19 protein-coding genes are annotated in these 16,150 nt (G+C 69.3%); 3 read left to right on the top strand and 16 right to left on the bottom strand.

The window, feature by feature from the left end; translation table 11 throughout:
• Positions 1-50: 50 nt before the first annotated feature.
• Genes D7Y15_RS28105 through D7Y15_RS28095 form a run of 3 tightly spaced genes read right to left on the bottom strand, consistent with a single transcriptional unit; the run spans position 51 to position 1,861 of the window.
• On the bottom strand, positions 51-551 hold the full coding sequence (locus D7Y15_RS28105; protein ID WP_121754504.1) for a hypothetical protein: 501 nt from the start codon (positions 549-551) through the stop codon (positions 51-53).
• A gap of 15 nt (positions 552-566) precedes the next feature.
• Entirely contained in the window at positions 567-1,067 is a 501-nt protein-coding gene (locus tag D7Y15_RS28100; RefSeq protein WP_120579236.1) for a cupin domain-containing protein, read from the bottom strand.
• A 14-nt stretch (positions 1,068-1,081) separates the two neighbouring features.
• Positions 1,082-1,861, bottom strand: a complete 780-nt coding sequence (locus tag D7Y15_RS28095; RefSeq protein WP_120579235.1) for a class I SAM-dependent methyltransferase — start codon at positions 1,859-1,861, stop codon at positions 1,082-1,084.
• A gap of 101 nt (positions 1,862-1,962) precedes the next feature.
• Between D7Y15_RS28095 and D7Y15_RS28090 the strand changes: the two genes are divergently transcribed.
• Both D7Y15_RS28090 and D7Y15_RS28085 read left to right on the top strand, forming a co-directional pair.
• Positions 1,963-3,387, top strand: coding sequence for a citrate synthase (locus tag D7Y15_RS28090; protein WP_121754503.1), 1,425 nt, complete (start codon positions 1,963-1,965; stop codon positions 3,385-3,387).
• Positions 3,388-3,482: 95 nt separating this feature from the next.
• A complete protein-coding gene (locus tag D7Y15_RS28085; RefSeq protein WP_169822075.1) occupies positions 3,483-3,770 on the top strand; it encodes a hypothetical protein in 288 nt (95 codons plus the stop codon).
• Between the two features lie 76 nt (positions 3,771-3,846).
• On the opposite strand, the gene ychF is transcribed toward D7Y15_RS28085, so the two are convergent.
• The 6 genes from ychF to D7Y15_RS28055 form a co-directional block, all read right to left on the bottom strand.
• A complete protein-coding gene (gene ychF, locus D7Y15_RS28080; protein ID WP_120579233.1) occupies positions 3,847-4,956 on the bottom strand; it encodes a redox-regulated ATPase YchF in 1,110 nt (369 codons plus the stop codon).
• A 45-nt stretch (positions 4,957-5,001) separates the two neighbouring features.
• Positions 5,002-5,550 (bottom strand): F0F1 ATP synthase subunit B, encoded by a 549-nt coding sequence (gene atpF / locus D7Y15_RS28075; protein WP_120579232.1) that lies wholly within the window; start codon positions 5,548-5,550, stop codon positions 5,002-5,004.
• A gap of 142 nt (positions 5,551-5,692) precedes the next feature.
• On the bottom strand, positions 5,693-5,923 hold the full coding sequence (locus tag D7Y15_RS28070) for an ATP synthase F0 subunit C (RefSeq protein ID WP_014400382.1): 231 nt from the start codon (positions 5,921-5,923) through the stop codon (positions 5,693-5,695).
• 148 nt (positions 5,924-6,071) lie between these two features.
• Positions 6,072-7,124 carry a F0F1 ATP synthase subunit A gene (gene atpB, locus D7Y15_RS28065; RefSeq protein ID WP_121754502.1) on the bottom strand — a complete coding sequence of 351 codons (1,053 nt, stop codon included), beginning with the start codon at positions 7,122-7,124 and terminating at the stop codon, positions 6,072-6,074.
• Complete coding sequence (locus tag D7Y15_RS28060; RefSeq protein WP_120579230.1) at positions 7,124-7,537, bottom strand: hypothetical protein; 414 nt, start codon at positions 7,535-7,537, stop codon at positions 7,124-7,126. The genes atpB and D7Y15_RS28060 overlap by 1 nt, the downstream gene beginning before the upstream one ends.
• Positions 7,534-7,800, bottom strand: coding sequence for an AtpZ/AtpI family protein (locus D7Y15_RS28055; protein ID WP_121754501.1), 267 nt, complete (start codon positions 7,798-7,800; stop codon positions 7,534-7,536). Before D7Y15_RS28055 ends, D7Y15_RS28060 begins: the two co-directional genes overlap by 4 nt.
• Positions 7,801-8,195: 395 nt before the next feature.
• On the opposite strand from D7Y15_RS28055, the gene D7Y15_RS28050 reads away from it, so the two are divergent.
• On the top strand, positions 8,196-8,690 hold the full coding sequence (locus D7Y15_RS28050; protein WP_121754500.1) for a YbhB/YbcL family Raf kinase inhibitor-like protein: 495 nt from the start codon (positions 8,196-8,198) through the stop codon (positions 8,688-8,690).
• A 15-nt stretch (positions 8,691-8,705) separates the two neighbouring features.
• Here the strand turns inward: D7Y15_RS28050 and D7Y15_RS28045 are convergent, their stop codons facing one another.
• The 7 genes from D7Y15_RS28045 to D7Y15_RS28015 form a co-directional block, all read right to left on the bottom strand.
• On the bottom strand, positions 8,706-9,320 hold the full coding sequence (locus tag D7Y15_RS28045; RefSeq protein ID WP_121754499.1) for a hypothetical protein: 615 nt from the start codon (positions 9,318-9,320) through the stop codon (positions 8,706-8,708).
• A gap of 1 nt (position 9,321) precedes the next feature.
• The gene (locus D7Y15_RS28040) at positions 9,322-10,152 is read right to left on the bottom strand and encodes a DUF692 family multinuclear iron-containing protein (RefSeq protein ID WP_120581318.1); all 831 of its coding nucleotides are present in this window, start codon (positions 10,150-10,152) and stop codon (positions 9,322-9,324) included.
• Between the two features lie 4 nt (positions 10,153-10,156).
• Positions 10,157-10,999, bottom strand: coding sequence for a class I SAM-dependent methyltransferase (locus D7Y15_RS28035; protein ID WP_121754498.1), 843 nt, complete (start codon positions 10,997-10,999; stop codon positions 10,157-10,159).
• Between the two features lie 21 nt (positions 11,000-11,020).
• Complete coding sequence (locus D7Y15_RS28030; RefSeq protein WP_120581316.1) at positions 11,021-13,150, bottom strand: carbohydrate binding family 9 domain-containing protein; 2,130 nt, start codon at positions 13,148-13,150, stop codon at positions 11,021-11,023.
• Positions 13,147-14,463 carry an MFS transporter gene (locus D7Y15_RS28025; RefSeq protein WP_121754497.1) on the bottom strand — a complete coding sequence of 439 codons (1,317 nt, stop codon included), beginning with the start codon at positions 14,461-14,463 and terminating at the stop codon, positions 13,147-13,149. Before D7Y15_RS28025 ends, D7Y15_RS28030 begins: the two co-directional genes overlap by 4 nt.
• Positions 14,460-15,083, bottom strand: a complete 624-nt coding sequence (locus tag D7Y15_RS28020; protein ID WP_148712888.1) for a hypothetical protein — start codon at positions 15,081-15,083, stop codon at positions 14,460-14,462. The genes D7Y15_RS28025 and D7Y15_RS28020 overlap by 4 nt, the downstream gene beginning before the upstream one ends.
• Before the next feature lie 561 nt (positions 15,084-15,644).
• Positions 15,645-15,923, bottom strand: coding sequence for a PqqD family protein (locus tag D7Y15_RS28015; protein WP_158624594.1), 279 nt, complete (start codon positions 15,921-15,923; stop codon positions 15,645-15,647).
• Between the last annotated feature and the right edge of the window lie 227 nt (positions 15,924-16,150).

Below are 16,150 nucleotides of genomic sequence, written 5' to 3'. Positions count from 1 at the left end.
TCCCCCATGGTGCCCCACCGGGCGTCCGGGGTCGAGGGTGGCCCCCCGCTTCAGCGGGACGGAATCAGGTCCTGGAGCCCCCGCGCGTTGACGGGCGCGAAGAAGGACTGCCGCAGGAGCCGTCCCAGGGCACGGCGCTCGACGCAGAGCAACTGGAGCGAATCCTCCCATTCCCCCAGCACGGCCACCGCGCGCACGTCGGCCGCGTCGCGGTACAGGTCGTTGAGGTTGTGCACGAGCGCGGACACGTCCTCCACCTCCCAGCGCTCCGTGACGTCGCCCGCCGCGACGTGCAGCTCCAGCACGGGGCGCTCGCGCACGTCCACGACCTTGAACTTCCGGGCCGCGCCGCCCATGGCCGCGGTGAGGGGGCCCACCAGCTCATCCGGCCGGACGCCGTACCCCACGGTGAGCCCGCCTTCGAGCAGGCCCGCGTCGCACAGCCGCAGCAGCGACACGTGGGGAGGCTCGCCCTTGGGTACGAGCCCGGACGCGGCGGCGGAATCCTTGAGCAGCCGCTCGCGGTCGAGCGCATCCAGCAGGGAGGCCATGGCCGGGCCACCCTATCAGGGCTCCTCGCCCTCCCAGTAATCCACCTGCGCGTCCAGGGGCAGGTACGCCATCAGCGTGCGCGCGGCCTTGTCGCCCCCGGGCGCGGCGCCCGCGAAGACGCCCACCTTCTTCGAGTCCGGGTACACGAGCACGTCCGGCGCCTCCATGGTGGAGAAGCACAGGTAGCGCAGCGGCTCCGCGCCGTCGTTGATGAGCTGGTGCGCGCACTCCGCGCCCGGCGGCAGCGCGACGTAGTCCCCTTCGCGCACGGGCAGCGTCTCCGTCCCCAGCCGCAGCGAACCCGTGCCGGACAGGACGTAGACGGCCTCCTCATTGCCCAGGTGGTAGTGCAGCGGCCACGAGCGGCGGCCCGGAGGAAGCTCCACCAGGCTGCACCCGAGCTTGTGCCCATGCGCGGCGGCGCCCAGTTGCTTGCGCTTGAGCGCCACGCGGCTGCCGTGGGCGAGCTCGGTCCAGGGAACGTCTTCGGCGTGGATGAGGTGGGGCGAGGCCATGGCGGACTCCTGTTTCACGGGCGCTCCGCGACGAGCGCGAACACGCGGTGGGGAACGGACATCGGCTCCTGGGGGAAGCGCGCGGTGAGGAGCGCGGCCAGCGCGGCGTCGAAGCGGGCCACCTGCGCTGGAGGGAGCATGGCGCCAATCCGCGCGTTGGCGCGCATCCGTCCGCGCCACGCTTCGTGGGTGTAGGGCGTGAGCGTGTCGAAGGTGAAGGACGTGAGGGACTGGAAGCCGGCCACGCCCACGTCGCGGAACCACTGCGGGTAGATGCCCACGCCTTGTCCGAAGTGATCCACGGCCAGTTTGACGCGAGGGCTGAACTCCTCCACCAGGGCCTCGGTGGCCTCCAGCAGGTTGCCGGGCAGGGCCGTCCAGTCGAAGTGGCAGAGGATGAGCTTCCCGCCGGGCTTGAGCAGGCGGAAGGCCTCGCGCGCGGCGGCGGCGCGGTCGAACCAGTGCCAGCACTGGCCCGCGAACACACGGTCGAAGGAACCCGAAGGCAGGCCGGTGTTCTCCGCGGGCGCTTCACGGAAGTCCACGCGGAGGCCCTCGTCGCGAGCAAGTTGTGCCGCGGCCTCCAGCTGCGGCGCGGATACGTCCAGGGCGGTGACGTCGCAGCCGCGCCGGGCCAGGTTGCGCGCGACGGTGCCGGTGCCGGTGCCCAGGTCGAGCACCCGCAGGCCGGACGTCAGCACGCCGTCCTGTTCGAGCCGTGTGTAGAAGGCCTCCGGGAAGCCTGCCCGGTGCTTCGCGTAGTCCGACGACGTGCGTCCGAAGTCCACGTTCATGGTCGTTCTCCCCGCCAGGTCATGCCTCGGCCATGGGGAGGCTCAGCTCGACAGGAGGGTCCAGTCGAGTCGAGACTCCGCTCCAGGGAGGCACGCGAAACATGGTGCGTCGTGCAGGGGGACGTTCTCAATCTCGATTCGACCATCCAGTTGAGGAGGAGCTGCTGCGCGCGGAGGAGGCGGCGGCCCTGCTGGGGGTAAAGCGAGCGACGCTCTACACGTACGTGAGCCGGGGGCTCGTGCGGTGCGTGCCGGAGAAGGGCACGAAGGAGAACCGCTATCTGCGCGCGGACGTGGAGCGGTTGAAGACGCGCCACGACGCCCGCGCGGGCCACGCGGCGGTGGCCTCCGGAGCACTGCGCTGGGGCGAGCCCGTCATCGACTCGTCGGTGTCGCGCATCAGCGAGGAGGGACTCTCCTACCGGGGCCACGACGCGGTGGACCTGGCCGCCCAAGGACACCGCTTCGAGGACGTGGCGGAGCTGCTCTGGACCGGGCATCTGCCATTGGAGTCCACGACGTGGCCCGCACCGGAAGCACCGTGGGACACCGTTGGGACCACAGAGCCGTCGGTGCGAAACACGCGGTCATCGTCCTCGGAGCGCAGTGGCGCACCTTCGCGAGACACGCGGCAGTCGGCCTCGGAGCGCGTCGCTTCAGCGACCAGGGATGCGCTGCTCGTGTCCCCCAGCGCTCTCGCAGCGATGCTCCCGCGAGACACTCCGCCCCTGTCCTCCCTGGCCGCGCTGGTGCCGCTCCTCGCCGCGAGTGACGCGGGCCGCTTCGCCGCTCCCGTGGAGCAGGACATGCTCCGCGCACGTCGGATCATCCGCCACCTGGGCGCGTGGGTCTGCGTGGCCCAGGCTCCCAGCCGCGTGTTGCGAGCATTGAAGGAACCCACGGTGGCCGCTTCACTCGCCACGGCCTGGGACGCGAAGCCGAAGCGGACCGCGGAGCTGATCAACCTGGCGCTGGTGCTCTGCGCGGACCACGAGCTGAACACCTCCACCTTCGCGGCCCGCGTGACAGCCTCCTCCGGCGCGGACCTGTACGCGTGCATCAGCGCGGCGCTCGCGGCCATCTCCGGCCACCGTCACGGCGGCGCCTGTGACCGCGTGGAAGCGCTCATCGCGGAGGTCGGCCGTCCCGAGCGCGCCGCCCAGGTCGTCCACGGCCGCCTGCGCCGGGGTGAAGCCGTGACGGGCTTCGGCCACCGCCTCTACCTGAAGGGAGACCCGCGCACGCCACCGCTCGTCGCCGCCGCGTCGAGCGTGAAGCCCGAAGCACCCAAGGTCCGCGTGGCCCGCGCCGTCATGGACACCATGCGGGACGCCGGCCATCCGCCCCCGTCCCTGGACTGGGGCCTGGTGATGCTCGCGGACGCGCTGGGCCTGCCTTCCGGCGCCGCCACCGTGCTGTTCAGCCTGGGCCGCACCGCGGGCTGGGTCGCCCACGTCCTGGAGCAGCGTGAACAGGGCCACCTGCTCCGCCCCCGCGCTCGCTACGTGGAAGCCCCCGCCCGGTAGCACCGTGAAACATTCCGCGCGGCTGTCACCTGGCGTGCACGCCGCGCGGCTTTCCGTTTGGCGCTCCGGGCTCCCGTGCACACACTGGCAGCCCCGTGAGCACCTCCCGTCCGACCCTGCCCTATCCCGCCCTGATGTTGCTCGGCAACGTGGCCTTCATCGCCTCGTGGATCGTCATCCTCAAGCGCCCCGAGGGCTGGCAGCTCGTCGGCCCCGTCCTCCTCGCCCTCTTCCTGGCCCTGCGCGTGGGCGGCGTGTGGAAGTACGCCCTGAACCACCCGGACCCCGCCGGCCGCACGAGGCGCTCCGCCATCCTCTCCACCGTGCTGGCCGTGCTGGCCGTGGGCCTCTGGGGCTACACGTGGATGAGCGGTCCCCGCTAGCAAACGAAACGGGCGCCCCTTCCGTGAGTGGAAGGCAGCGCCCGTCGTCACTTCCCACAGCGGAAGCAGTCCCGCGTCAGACGTTGAAGCGGAAGTGCATGCAGTCGCCGTCCTGCACGACGTACTCCTTGCCTTCCACGCGCAGCAGGCCCTTCTCCTTCACCGCCGCCTCGCTGCCCAGCTTCACCAGGTCCGTCCACCCGAAGACTTCCGCCTTGATGAAGCCGCGCTCGAAGTCGGAGTGGATGACGCCCGCCGCCTGCGGCGCCTTGAAGCCCTTGTGGATGGTCCACGCGCGGCACTCCTGCTCGCCCACCGTGAAGTACGTCCACAGGCCCAGCAGCTTGTAGCCCTCGCGAACCACCTTGTTCAGGCCCGGCTCCGTCAGGCCGGAGTCCGCCAGGAAGCCAGGGCGGTCGGCCTCGGCGAGCTGCTGGATTTCCGACTCCAGCGCCGCCGCCAGCACCACCACGCCCGCGCCCTCCTTGGCGGCCATGTCGCGCACCTGCTGCACGCGCGGGTCGCTGTCTTCCTTGCCAATCTGCCCTTCGCTGATGTTCGCCACGTACAGCACGGGCTTGTCCGTCAGCAGGAACAGGTCCTGGATGGCCGCCTTCTCGTCGTCGGTGAGCTTCTGCGCGCGCACCGTGAGGCCTTCATCCAGCTTCGCCTTGATGCGGTCGAGCAGCGCGACCTCGGCCTTCGCCTCGTCGCCCGCCTTGCCACCCATCTTGGTGTTCTTCAGCGAGCGCTCGCGGCGCTTCTCCACGGTCTCCAGGTCCTTGAGGCACAGCTCCGTGTCGACCACGTCCCGGTCCCGCACCGGGTTCACGCCTCCCTCGACGTGAGTGACGTTGTCGTCCTCGAAGCAGCGCAGCACGTGGAGCACCGCGTTCACCTGCCGGATGTTCCCCAGGAACTGGTTGCCCAGGCCCTCGCCCTTGGACGCGCCGCGCACCAGGCCGGCGATGTCCACGAACTCCAGCGACGTGGGGATCTTCTTCAGCGGCTTGACGAGCGCCGACAGCTGGTCCAGGCGGTCGTCCGGCACCGGCACCACGCCCACGTTCGGCTCGATGGTGCAGAACGGATAGTTCGCCGCCTGAGCGCCCGCGGCGGACAGGGCGTTGAACAGGGTGGACTTGCCCACGTTGGGCAGACCGACGATGCCAATGGAGAGAGCCATGATGGATTCCTGGAACAGGCGGGCGCGGCGGAAGACTCCCGGCCGTTAGGCCGAGCGGCGGGTCGCCGAGGCGCTGGTGGCGCCGGGCAGGCCCTGCACGAACTGCTCGGCCAGCGCGCGGTGCTTGGCGTCGTCCATGCGCTCGCTCATGAGCTTGCCGGCCACTTCCATGGCCAGGTCCACGGCCATGGAGCGGACCTCCGCGATGGCCTTGGCCTTCTGGTCGTCAATCTCGCGGCGGGCGGACTGCTTCAGCTCCTCCGCCTCCTTGCGGCTCTTGGCCATCAGCTCGTCGCGGAACTTCTCCATGTCCGCCTGCACGCGGCGGGTGGTCTCCGCGGCCTCGCGGCGGGCCTCGGCGATGGCCGTCTTCTGGTCGGCGAGCAGCTTCTCCGCCTCGGCGCGCTCACGCTTCGCGCTCTCGATGGCGTTGGTGATCTGCTTCTCGCGCTCCTCGACGAGCGACAGGATGGGCCCCCACGCCTTCGCCCGCAGCACCAGCAGGACGATGACGAAGGTGACGATGGTCCAGAAGATGAGGCCCGGACGGACCTCCACGAAGCTGCTGGCGGCGAGGACTGAGGGCAGGAACATGGCGGGTCCCGGTGAAGCGAAAAGACAGAGGGAGGATGCGGGAGACTTCAGGTGCGACGGTACTGCGGTACTGCGAGCCGGAACGCCGGCGCCCCTTCTTCCCGAAGAGGACGCCGGCTCCCGGTGACACCAACGCCCTGACTCAGACCTTGATGGCGAGCAGGATGCAGACGACCAGCGCGAACAGCGTGGCGCCTTCGATGAGCGCCGCGGCGATGATCATCGTGGTGCGGATGTCGCCGCCGGCGGCCGGCTGACGGCCCGTGGCGTCCATGGCGGCGGCGGCCAGCTTGCCGATGCCGAGGGCGGCGCCGATGATGGAGAGACCCGCGCCGATACCGGCGGCGAGGAACGCGAGAGCGATGTTGGTCATGGGAGCACGTCTTCTTTCGTGAGGCGGGACCCGCTTGTGGGGGGGTCGTGAAATCCCTTTAGGACTACCTCCGGCGGCCTTTCGAACCGCCGGGTCTTCAACCGGAGCGCGCCGTCACAAAGACGTGCGCCCCGTCAACTTGTCCGGCTCAGGCGTGGTGCGCCTTGCCGTGGTCGTGGCTCTTGTCACCTTCGTGGTGCTCGTCGTGGTGGTGGCCCATGGCCACGCTCATCCCGATGAACAGCGCCGACAGCATGGTGAACACGTACGCCTGCACGAAGGCCACGAACAGCTCCAGCAGGTAGATGCCGAAGGCGAACGGCACGCTCACCAGCGCCACCGCGGGGTTGCGGAGCATGAAGATGAGGCCCAGCAGGAAGAAGATGACGATGTGGCCCGCCAGCATGTTGGCGAAGAGACGGATGGTGAGCGCGAAGGGCTTGGTGAACAGGCCCAGGACCTCCACCGGAATCATGATGGGCCACAGCCAGGGGGCCACGCCGCCCGTCAGGTGCTTCAGGTAGCCACCGATGCCCGCGGCGCGGATGCCCGCCGCCTGCGTGACGAAGAAGGTGCACAGCGCCAGGCCGCACGTGACGGCGATGTTGCCCGTGGCGGTCGCCATCCAGGGGAACAGGCCCAGCAGGTTCATGAAGAGGATGAAGAAGAACGCGGTGAGCAGGTAGGGCACGTAGCGGGGGCCCTCCTCCTTGCCGATGTTCTTGATGGCCAGCTCGTCGCGCACGAACAGCACGAGCATCTCGAAGAGGTTCGCCCCGGCGCCGCGCGGCACGAGCTTCGTCTTGTCGCGGTTGCTCCAGATGAGCAGCGCGCCGATGAGCAGCAGCGCCGCCAGCCACATCATCACCGTGTGCTTGGTGATGGAGAGGTCCAGGCAGCCGGCGCCCAGGCCCGGGTAGACCTCGCCGTGACCGCCGCCGTGCGGATCCGCCACCGGCGTGCAGGCGCCATCCTTCAGCGGGATGAGGATCTGCGGCAGGTGGATGGGGATGTGGTTGTTGCTGAGGGGGATCTCGAACTCGTACTCGTTCGAGTCGGACACGTGGTGGAGGATGTAGCCGGCGACGTCATCGCCCTCGGCGTCCTTGTCCTCGTTCGCGTAGCCGTGCTCGCCGGCCTGGTCGGAGGCCCATACGACGCCCGCGAACAGACAGGCGAACAGCACCATTGCCTTGCGCATCACTCGTCTCCGCCCGCCGTGTCTTTCGACGCGGCCATCACGTAGCTGACTTCAATCCACTGCAGCGCGAAGTAGACGCCGAAGAAGCCGCCCACGAACGCGATCGCGCTCAAATTCCGGGACACCACCCACGCCAGCCCAATCCCCACGCCCACGCCCCTGAGGGCGAAGACCACACCGACCACCTTCAACGCCGCCTTCAAATCCGCCTGCAACGACGCGCGCCGCTTCAGCACCAGCGCCAGCACGCCCGTCATCGCCGCGATTCCCACGCCCAGCAGCGCGGCGACCCGGTCCTCCGTCACCTTCGGCAGCGCCGCCGCCACCACCGCGCCCACGCCCATCACCGCCGCCGCCAGCCCCGCGTGCGTCCAGAACGGGTCCCGCTTCGGCTGTCCGCCCGTCCCCGTCACTTGCGCTTCCCCAGCCGCGTCATCGCATGGAGGAAGCTGTAGAACCCCACGCCAATCCCCACCAGGCTCAAGCCCAGGAGCAGCCAGGGCGACGTCCCCAGCCACTTGTCCAGGAAGTATCCTCCCAGGACCCCCACCACCGCCCCGCCCACCAGCTTCCAGACCGCGGAGATGTACGGCTCCGCCGCCCGCATCTGCCGGGCCGTCTCGCCCAGCTCACTGCCCGGCGCGTCCGCCTGCTTCCGAGGCTCCTGGTCTGCCATGCGGACGCCTCACCAAACCCCGGGAAAGTCTTGGGTTTCCTTCACCAACCCCGACCCCGCCCATACACGCGCGGGCGCCGCTTAGCACCGAATGAGCGGCGCGTGCAACCGGTACGGGGGCGCGGGGCACCCCACCGCCAGCAGCGGTTGCGGCACCCGCAAGCGCAGCTACCACGGCGCCGGGGCCGGAGGGGTGGTTTCTCCTCTATAGCAGGGGCTCAAAGGAGCAGGCGGCCCTGGGGGCGCCCGGTGGATCAGCGGCGGCAGGGGGTCGCCGGAGCATGGGGGAGGTGACGGGCGGCCGGGCGGAGCGCCCTCCGTCTCTCAGCACCGGGACTCCGTCATCGCCAGCTTGGCAGGGGTCACGTTGGCCGTTCATGCCCAAGGAGTCACGCATGCCGAAGCCGCTCGAGCTCACCTCGCCGAAGTTCAAGGACGGGACGCCCATCCCCATCGCCTACACCGGTGAGGGCGACGACAAGGCGCCTCCCCTGCACTGGGAGAACCTCCCCGCCGGGGCCAAGAGCCTGGCGCTCATCGTGGAGGACCCGGACGCGCCGGACCCGGCGAACCCCCAGCGCACCTTCTGCCACTGGGTCCTTTATAACCTCCCGATCAACGCCCAGAACATCCCGGACGGGGCGACCCTGGACGTGCTGCCGGACGGGGTGCGGCTTGGGCGCAACGACTTCAACCGGCAGGACTACGGTGGCCCCATGCCGCCCATCGGCAGCCACCGGTACTTCTTCAAGCTGTACGCCCTGGACACGGTGCTGCCGGACCTGAACCAGCCCAACCGCACGCAGCTGCTCAAGGCGATGGAGGGTCACATCGTGGGGGAGACCCAGCTCATGGGCACCTACGAGAAGACGCACCACCGCAAGCATTGAGGCGCACGGGGCACCTCAAGGTGACGGCAGCTCGCGCAGCATCACGGCGGGCAGGTGGGGCACCTTGAGGTACTCCACGCGCGTGGGCTTCGGCTCCACCAGGGGCCAGCCCGGCGCGTCCAGCGCGGCGAGCAGCGTGAGCACCGGGTAGTCGAAGGACTCCACGAACGGGCCTGACGCCGGCATGGGGGCAAGACCCCACGCGAGCGACAGGCGCAGCCGTTCGCACCGCGCCAGCTGTGGCACGTAGGCGGGCAGACGCTGGAGGAGCTTCGCGTGCGGGGCGTGCTCGCCCGCTTCCAGGAAGCGGCAGTACGCGATGGCCTCCTCGCGGTTGAGCACTTCAGGCAGCACGTCCTGGAGGAAGCGCGCTCGCAGCGGGCCCAGCTCTGGCCGCTTCGCTTCGTCCACCCAGGCGAGCTGTTCGCGCACGCGCTCGGTGCGGTGGAAGTCCATCATCCTGCCGGCGCGCTCCACCACCACCGGATCCACCCGTTGGAGTGCCTCCACCTCCAACGACGTCAGGTCCAGCGGGGCCAGGGCCTTGGGTGCATCGCCGCGCCACGCTTCACGGAAGCGGGGATCCACGTGCAGCCGCGCCAGGACTTCCAACGTTCGTGGATAGCTCATCTCAAGCCGCGCTCGCGCCGCAGCGCTGGAGGATGGCGCGAGCGCGGGCCAGCTCCTCCACCAGCTGCGCGAAGGGAGGAAAGCCGCTGTCCATCTCGAAGTTCACCCCGCGCACCGGGCTGCGTGGCGCGACGTATTCCAACAGGCGCCACACCTCCTCCGGTGACGGCGCGGAGTGGCTGTCCAGTCTCAATCCCTCCATCGTGACGCCGCCCGCCAGGTGAACCTGCACCACGCGCTCCAAAGGCAGCCGGTCCAGGAAGGCATACGGGTCGAACCCGTGGTTGACCGCGTTGCAATAGAGGTTGTGCAAGTCCAACAACAGTCCGCAGTCCGCGCCCTCCACCACGCGGCGCAGGAACTCCGCTTCATCCAACGTGTTGAGCGGCGTGTGGAAGAGATACGCGATGTTCTCCACCACGAACGGCACGTCCAGGTCCGCCCGCGCCGCCTTCACGTTGCGCACGCACGTGGCCACCGCCTCCTCCGTCAGCGGCACCGGCGTCAGCGCGCGCAGGGGCAGGTTCCCCACGCGCGTGAAGCACAGGTGGTCTCCGTGCCAGACGCTCCGGGTGAGCTGGCGGACGCGCTTCAAACCGTCGCGGTAGCCGGGCGCGTCCACGCCGTCCGAGCCCACCGACAGCTCCAGGCTGTGGCCCACAATGGGATAGCGCTTCGCGAGCAACTCCAGCCGCCGCTCCGAGTCCGGCGTGAGCGGCAGGAAGTGCTCGGGCGTCACCTCCAGCCAGTCCACGCCGGGGTTGCCACGCGCCAGGTGCGGATTGAGGTCCCAGCGGTAGCTGAGCCCCACGCCCAGGAAGGGAAGGCCCATGGCTTCAGGCCTTGCGCCGCGCCATCACCTGGAAGTGCTGCCCCAGGACGGCGAAGCCCTCGTGCGCCAGCTTCTCCTGCAACGCCAATATCTCCTCGCGCGCGGCCCACGCGTCCCACGGCTTCTCCGCGGTTCCGCCCTGCGCGGCCGCCATCGCCTTGAGCATGTCGAAGAACATCACCGGCTTGCCGAAAATCTCGAGCAGCTCCGCGCCCGCGTCCGCCACCGCGCGCTCCAGCTCGCGCACCGTGAAGGCGTGCACCGGCAGGCCATACGGGCACGTCGTGCGGCCGTCGTGGAGCGTGCGGAAGGCCTCCTGCGGCTTGCCCAGCTTCAGGTAGCCGGAGAAGGCCTCGTAGCGGTTGTCCACGCCCAGCACCACCGGCGCGCCCGGCTTCGCCACGCGCACCAACTCCTTCACCGCGCGCGGGTACGCGCCCAGGCAGTACGACACCGGGTCCCCTTCGCAGAAGACCAGGTCGAAGGCCGCGTCCGGCAGCTCCAGCGCCGCGACGTTCCCCTCCACGAAGGCCACGCGGTCCAGCAGCCCCTTCGCGGTGAACTGCGCCCTGGCGCCGTCCAGCATGCCCGGAGAGATGTCCAGCACGGTGACGTGGTGCCCGGCTTGCGCGAAGCGCGTGCCGAACTTGCCGCCCCCGCCGCCCGCGTCCAACACGCGCCAGGTCGTGCCGTCCTTCGGCAGCAGCGCCTCCACCGGCTTCCAGGTGAGGTGCTCGTACGTCAGCCAGAACAGCTTGATGGCCGTGGCGTCCGGCGCGCCCTGGTCGTACTTCGGGGACACCTCGTCGTAGCGGCGCTTGAGGCTCTGCGGGTCGGCGGAGGTCATGCGAATGGCCCTTGGGACAGGTCAGTAGTTGAAGGAGATTTTCGAGAGGATCCGCCGCTCCTGGGAGCCGCCGAAGGGCTGATCCGTGTAGACGAGGAAGATGTCGCTCCACTGGCGGTAGTGCCACCCCACCATCGCGTCCAGGAACGTGCCCTTCACGGAGTTGTAGTCCGCCAGCTCGTACACGCCGCCCTTCTGCAACGTCAGGCGCGCGTAGAGGTCCGGGCTGAAGTGGTAGCGCAGCTGCGCGTAGCCGGAGAAGCTGTAGCCGTCCCCGGACGTGCCGTAGAGGTCGCTGTTCGTGGGCACATTGAAGTTGCGCGTGTAGAAGCCGCTGAAGCGCGCGACGATGTGCGGCCCCACCTTCATGTTCACCGCGCCGTTGAAGCCGCGAATCTCTCCGCCCAGGAAGCGGCCGGCGACGGCCGTCAGCGTGTAGCTCTGCCAGTCGTGCGGGAACAGGGTGAAGCCAAACGTGCCCAGCCGGTCCCGGAAGCCCAGGTTGTCGTCGTAGATGCCCTCCAGGTAGAGCGCGAAGTCGTGGTGCAGGTAGGGCTGCACGTTGAGGCGGTTGCGCCAGCGCGTGCGCTCGCCCTCGTGGTTGCGGCGCCACAGCGAGTCCCACGTCATGTCCAGCCGGGGCAGGAAGCGCCACCCGGGGAACGGGTTCAGGAACAGGCGCGAGTTGTAGCCCTGCTTGTCCACCACCGGCGTCCAGCCCAGCGGGTTCGCGTAGTTCTTCCCGATGTCCTCGAACTGCAACCAGAACTCCGACAGCGTGTCGAAGCGGTGCAGGCCCACGTGGTACGCGTCCGAGTCCTCGTTGCCCAGCGGGCTCCAGCTCTTCAGCGCCTGCGCCTGGATGAAGAACTCCTCGAAGAGGTGGAAGTTGCCGTCCACGCCCACCGTCTGGAAGTCCGAGTCCCCGAACAACCCGCCCCGACCGCTGCGGTTGAGCGCCACCAGGGAGATCATCGACCGCTTGCCGATGTCCTGCTGCAAGCGGATGACGCCGGAGTTGACGTTCTCGAAGACCTCGCGGCCGTTGGCGTCCCGGCCGGTGAGGTCGCGGTGCTGCACGTCCATCATCGAGAAGCTCAAGCCCCCCAGCTTGCCGGTGAGCTGCAGGCCGCCCCACACCCGGTCATGCGGCCGCAGCGCGATGCGGCGCGAGGTGAAGACGTTGATGGGCGCGATGAAGAGGTGCTCGCTCTCCGTGAAGAACGCGCGGCGCTCAGGCAAGAGCGGCATGTCCGTGTCCAGGAGGAGGAAGCTCTGGTCGGCTTCCGCGTCGCTGAAGTCCGGGTTGGCGGTGAGCTTCACCGACAGCCAGGGCGTCGGGTCGATGCGCGCGTCCGCGCCCACGTTGGGACGGAAGACGCCCCGGTCGTCCGTGGTCTTGAGCGCCACCGTGGTGGCCACGTACGGGGTGATGCTGAAGATGGAGCGCGGCTTGATGCCCTTGAGCCCCTCCAGGTGCGGGTAGCGGCTCACCTTCGCGCTGTTGACGCCGTCCGGCGTCCAGTTGCTCCACTCCTGGTTGCGCGACTGTTCGCGGTCCAGGAGCATGCCGAAGGACATCTCGTCCTTGGCCTCGAACTGGAAGTTGGCGAACGGGATGCGCACCTCCGAAATCCACCCGTCCTTCACGATGGTGGACTTCGTCTCCCACTCCCCTCGCCAGTTGGTGGAGAAGGCCTCGCCGTCATCCACGATGCGCCCGTCGGTGCGCACGCCCAGCGGGTTGGTCCAGAAGTAGTACGCGTTCCGGTGGTCCAGGAACGTGTCCAGGATGATGGTGATGTTGTCCTCCTGGTGGAGGAACCCTTCGTTCTGCACCGTGTAGCCGGTGATGCGCTCCGGCTTGGAGTCGATGCAGTGGAAGAGGAAGTACAGGTTGTCCTGGTCGTAGAGGATGCGGACCTTGGTGTCGTCCGGCGCGGGCTTGCCGTAGTTGACGCGCGTGAGGTACCAGCCCGCGATTTCGGGGGCCTCCTGCCACGCGGGCTCGTCCCCCTTGCCGTCGATGGTGATGACGGCCTGCGTCCGCGTCGCGGTGACCTTGTACGGCGAATCAGCGTGTCCCAGCGTGGGCACCAGCGCGGCCAACAGCGCGGTGCCCCAGCGACACACGTGGCGAAGGGGACTCATCCAGGCTCCGAGGTGGGGGTGAGGGCGGCCACGGGGGCCGGTTCAGGAGTGGCGTGTGAAGACGCCTCGCGCACGCGCGACACACAGCCGAGCGCCAGCACGAGGGACACCGACGAAATGAGGAACGTGCTGCCGATGCCGGCTGCTTGCGCGACGAAGCCGTAGGTGACGGGCGCGAGCACGGAGGCCAGCGCGCCGCAGGCGCCCAGCGCGCCCATGAACCGGCCGCGCTCGGAGGGCGCCGGGGACTGCTCCACCACCAGCGCGGACGCGGAGGAGCGGTGCAGGCCGTCTGGGATGGCCAGCAGCACCCAGGCCACCACCAGCGTCATCAACGCGGCGCCGTCCGGCAGCCATCCCGCGGCCCCCAGCACCGCGGCCATCACCGCCATGCCCGCGAGGCCCGGCACGATCATGCCCACGCGCCGGGACAGCCGGTCCGACAGCCGTCCGCCGAAGGGCTGCACGAACGCGTACGTCAGCCACGACGCCGCCACCAGCGGCCCCACGGCCTCCCGGGGCGCGCCCAGCTCCACCGCGTACAGCGGCAGGTACGTGGGGAACAGCGCCAGCGCGAAGGTGAAGAAGAACTGCCAGAGGAACAGCGCCGCCGCGCCCGGCCGGTCCTTCACGTAGGTGAACGGCGACAGGAGCCCCCGGAACACCAGTCCCCACGCAGCGCCCGCCCCACCGCGCACTGCCTCCGCGCGCGGGGGCCGCGCCGGTTCGTCCAGCCCCAGCAGCAGCAGGCTGCCCGCGAGGAACAGGCCCCCCGCCAGGAAGAAGGTGCCCGCCACCGACAGCGCGCGGATGACGGCGGAGGACGCGAACAGCGCCGCGACGAACACCAGGTTCGACGTGGCATCCAGCAGCGCGAAGAGGGTGGCGCGCTGCCTGGCGGGCGCGAAGTCCGCCACCATCGCGTTGGACACCGGCGCCGCGCTGCGCGACAGCAGCATCTTGAGGATCATCACGGCGGCGAGCGGCTGCGGGTCGTCCACCAGCGCCACCGCCGGCACCATCAGCGACGTGACGAGCGACAGACCCACCACGAAGGGCTTGCGCCCATGGCGGTCCGACAGCGCCCCCAGCACCGGCTGCACGAAGATGGGCAAGAGCGCCCCCACCGTGTAGAGCGCGCCAATCTCCTGGAAGCCCAGCCCGCGCGAGCGCAGGTACAACGGCATCACCGGGTTGAGCAGGCCGGAGGCCGCCATGCCCAGAAGCCCCGAGCCCAGCATCACCCGCAGGTTCCCCAGCCCCCGCGTCAGCCCATACATCTCCCGGATGGCACCCACGCCCTGGCGGATCATCCCCCCACCCCTTCTCCAGAGCCGGGCGCGTCGGCACGAGGCTTCAGCCCCAGCACCGCCTCCACCGCCTTCGTGAGCGTGGGCACCGGCCGCACGTCCAGCGCCGTCAGGGGCGCCGCGTCGAACCCGCTGCCCTCCGGCACGAACACCGCCACCCGGGCTGCCCCCGGAAACACCTGCTTCACGTAGGACTGCGCCACGCCCAGCTTTCCCTGGAGGAACTCGCGCGGCGCGGGCGCGAGCTTTTCCCCATGCGCCTCCAGCGCCACGCCCGTGCCCAGGAAGGGCGACGGCAGCGGCAGGCCCGCGAGCAGCGCCACCCACGCGACGAACAGTGGCAGCGACGCGCTCCGGCCATCCAGCGTCACGTTCCGGCCGCGCGGCGAGACGTGCAGGTCCGTCTCATCCCACGGCAGCGCGTAGCGCGCGCGGCCCACCGCGGACAGGTGGCGCGCATGGTCCTGCCACGCGGCGGTGAAGGCATTGCCCCGCGACACGTCCGTCCACAGCCGTCCCTGGCCGGGGCGCACGGACACCTCCACGGGCACGACTCGAAAGAGCGCGTGTCCGCCGACGTCCGCCTGGGTGAAGAGCAATACCTGCGTGGATGCGGGCAGCATGGGCGGGCGTGTCGGCGAGTGAGAGGAAAGACACAGCCGGGAGGAGGACCACGGCCCTCCTCCCGGCCATGAAACGCGTTACTCCGCGACGACGATCACGCTCATGCCGTTGGAGCAGGTGCACTTGTCGGACGACGCGGAAACGCGGACGATCTCGGACTGGATGTACATGGTGGTTCTCCTGGGATGGATGTTTGGGACTTGGGAACCGACGGGCGCGACTACTCCGCGCTCACGGTGGTCGAGGCGATGACCATGCCGTTGGAGCAGGTGCACTTGTCGGTGGCGGCGGACACGCGGACGATCTCGGACTGGATGTACATGGTGATTCTCCTGGATGGATTGCTGCGTTCACTGCGGTGAAACATGGCGGAGTGTGGACAGGGGGTCTGACATTGCCTGCCAACACTCCGGTGCTTCATTCCAGCCGTGAACAGACGTCTCACGTCTGGCATCACGCGCACCCGGGGCGACCCGGGCACACGGGATTCCCAAGGGCCAGGACATGGCCCGGCCTGTCCCTCTCACGAGGGGAAAAAGCCACTCAGCGGACGGCGAAAGTCAGACGGGGCGCGAGGGCTCGCACAGCCCCAGTTCCTGGAACTGCGTCACGGTGCGCTGGACGTCGGCGCGGATGGCCTCCTCCTGGCCCGCGGCGCCCAGCCGGAGCGCCAGCGACGCCACCGCCCCCTCCAGGGACGTGTCGCCCTGGCACAGCTCGAAGATGCGGGCGGCGGTCTCGTTCACCCGGAAGACCTCTCCGCCCTCGGTGTCCATGAGGAAGAAGGCTTCGTCCTGCTGCTGGACGATGACGCCGGAAGTCGCGCGGGGCAGATTCAAGACATCCCCCTCCGAAGGCGCGGCCCCCGGGGATTCCTGACGGAAGCAGAAAGGCGTCGGAATCCGGTTCAAGCCGCGCTGTTACAATTCCATGTTTCTAAATGCTCCAACAAAGCCTGTCAACACATGCAAGGATTCGGGTTGGGGCTTCATGAGAGGGTTTGCGAACGTGCCGGGTCCTGAAGCGCCGCGTCGGTCCAGAGCGGGGACCGGCTGTTGTGCGGTGG

The sequence above is a fragment of the Corallococcus sp. AB030 genome, assembly GCF_003668965.1.
Classification (GTDB): Bacteria; Myxococcota; Myxococcia; order Myxococcales; family Myxococcaceae; genus Corallococcus; species Corallococcus exiguus.
This window is presented reverse-complemented; position numbering and strand designations above follow the sequence as displayed.